This window comes from Kitasatospora sp. A2-31 (assembly GCF_022288725.1).
Classification (GTDB): domain Bacteria; phylum Actinomycetota; class Actinomycetes; order Streptomycetales; family Streptomycetaceae; genus Kitasatospora.
The window spans coordinates 1-1,564 of the sequence record NZ_JAKNTA010000160.1; the positions used below are offsets into that span (position 1 = coordinate 1).

The 1,564-nt window shown below is 75.2% G+C and carries 3 protein-coding genes; all 3 read left to right on the forward strand.

Translation table 11 applies throughout. The annotated features are described in order from the left end of the window. Positions 1-758, forward strand: a 758-nt coding sequence (locus MCM47_RS40485) for a hypothetical protein (RefSeq protein WP_238951805.1), incomplete at its 5' end; no start/stop codon positions are given. 55 nt (positions 759-813) lie between these two features. Further along, a complete protein-coding gene (locus tag MCM47_RS40490) occupies positions 814-1,092 on the forward strand; it encodes a hypothetical protein (RefSeq protein WP_238862543.1) in 279 nt (92 codons plus the stop codon). Between the two features lie 35 nt (positions 1,093-1,127). Continuing rightward, the gene (locus MCM47_RS40495) at positions 1,128-1,499 is read left to right on the forward strand and encodes a TadE/TadG family type IV pilus assembly protein (RefSeq protein ID WP_238862544.1); all 372 of its coding nucleotides are present in this window, start codon (positions 1,128-1,130) and stop codon (positions 1,497-1,499) included. Positions 1,500-1,564 lie beyond the last annotated feature (65 nt).

The window sequence follows — 1,564 nt, forward strand, 5'->3', positions numbered from 1 at the left end:
CCCCCGCCGAGCGGGTGGTCGATCCGGACGAGCGGCCGCGCTGGTTCGACCGGATCGGCGAGCGCTCGCTCGGCCTGCGCGGGGTGCGCATCCCGCACCGCGAGCTGTCGCTGATCGGCCGCAGCCCGGCCCGGTTCATGGCGCACAAGCTGCTGTTCGCCCTGGTCGGCCTCGTCCTCCCGGCGTACCTGGGGGCGACCGCGGCGCTCCTGGACATGGGACTGCCGTTCGCCCTTCCGCTGCTGGTCGGACCGCTGCTGGCCGGGCTCTTCTGGTTCGTCCCGGACGCCATCGTGCGCGGCGAGGCCAAGGAGGCGCGCACCGAGTACCTGCACGGGATCGCCGCCTACCTGGAGCTGGTCGCGCTGGAGCGGGCCGCCGACCTCGGCCCGGCCGAGGCGCTGCGCCGCGCCGCGTCGGTCGGCCGCGGCACCGTCTTCGGCCGGATCCGGGACGCCCTGGACCGCGCCGCCACCGACCGGCTGCCGCCCTGGGCCGGGCTGGACGCGCTCGCCGTGGAGCTCGGCCTGACGCCGTTGCAGGACGTCGCCGACATCATGCGGCTCTCCGGCACCGACGGCGCCGCCGTCTACGACACCCTGCGGGCCCGCGCCAAGGGCCTGCGCGGCGAACTGCTCGCCGAGGACCTGGCCCGGGCCAACGCCGACAGCGAGCGGATGGTCGCCCCCGGCGCCGCCCTGACCCTGCTGATGACCGTCCTGATCGTCTTCCCCGCCCTCCACCAGATGCTCGCCTGACGTCGATGCGGCAGCGCGAGCGGACGACACCGCACCCAACCCCGGGAGTCCCCTGATGTCCCACCAGCTCAAGTCCCTGGCCGGCCGGTTGCTCCGGCCGACCCTGCTGCCCGTCCAGTTCGCCCTGCTGCTCTTCCAGTTCCGGGTCGGCCGGGTGAAGGCCGCCCGGGCCCGCGGCGACCGCGGTGCGATCAGCATCGAGCTCGCCCTCGCCATCATCGCGCTGGTCTTCGTCGCGGGGGCCGTCGCGGTGGCCCTGTACGCGCTGAAGGACAAGGTCGTGAAGAAGGTCGAGCAGGACCCGAACCTGCCCGGAGCGGGTGCGGCCACGTGATCGAACGGCCCCGTCGCCGAGGCGACCGGGGAGCGGTGAGCCTGAGCCTGGCCATCGTCTTCCCGGTCGTCCTGGTGCTGATCCTGCTCGTGGTCGACGTGGCGATGGTGTGGTACTACCGCCAGGTCGCGCTCACCGCCGCCCGGGAGGGCGTCGACGCCGGGCGGGTGCAGGGCGACCAGCGCGACGAGGTCAAGGACGCGGCGGCGAAGTCGCAGGCCGAGGACTTCCTCGACCGGCAGGACGTCCGCGGGTACGACGTGCGCACGGACGGCAGCTCCCCGGTCCTGGTCCGGGTGACGGTCCGGCTGACCGCGCCGTCGGTGGTCCCGTTCCTCGCCCCGACCGTGGTCCAGTCGGCCGAGGCCCCGCGCGAGCGGTTCGTCCCGCCGAAGGCGGTGCCGTGAACGCCCGGGCCCGGACCGCCGGATGGGGGCGGCGGCTCGCCGCCCGGCGGGCCGCCCGGTCGGCC